Here is a 694-nt window from a genome sequence, read left to right as displayed (position 1 = left end):
CTTATCTTTATAAGATATATTAAAACATAAACTAACATGAAAATTGGCATAATTGACCTTTGTAAACAAATAGAAGATCCTAGGATGAACCGCAAAAAAGTACATAAAATGGAAACTATTATCTATATATCCATTGCTGCTGTAATCTGTGGCGCCCAATCCTGGAATGAGATTGAGGAATTTGGCAATGCGAAAATTGCTTTTTTCAAAAGTCGCATACCTGACCTGGAGTTCATCCCCAGTCATGATACTTTTAATAGATTCTTCAGTATAATAAAGCCCGAGTATTTTGAGTTGATCTTTCGTAACTGGGTAAAACAAGTCTGTCAGGAGGTGAAAGGCGTTGTAGCTATAGATGGCAAGCTCATGCGTGGTCCAAGCCAATGTGATGGAGAGCATACTACGGGAAAAGAAGGATTCAAATTATGGATGGTTTCCGCCTGGTCTGCCGCTAATGGAATTTCTTTAGGTCAGGTAAAAGTAGATGATAAAAGCAATGAGATTACAGCTATTCCATTGTTAATTAACTCTTTGGAACTAAGTGGTTGTATTGTTACAATTGACGCGATGGGATGCCAGAAAGATATAACCCAGACCATTATTGAGCATGATGCAAATTATATTATAGCTATAAAGGAGAATAAGAAAAAAAATTATCAACTAGCTAAACAAATCATTGACGATTATCAGGATA

At 35.9% G+C, this 694-nt stretch carries 1 protein-coding gene; it reads left to right on the top strand.

Annotation, left to right across the window (positions count from 1 at the left end):
• Window positions 1–36: 36 nt before the first annotated feature.
• Window positions 37–694 (top strand): ISAs1 family transposase (locus tag N5O98_RS27370; protein WP_149958994.1); only part of this gene is annotated, 658 nt, incomplete at its 3' end.

The organism is Bacteroides sp. LFL-34 (assembly GCF_027257075.1).
Classification (GTDB): domain Bacteria; phylum Bacteroidota; class Bacteroidia; order Bacteroidales; family Bacteroidaceae; genus Bacteroides; species Bacteroides ovatus.
The sequence above is the reverse complement of the archived record's forward strand: the minus strand, read 5'-3'. Positions and strand labels throughout refer to the sequence as shown.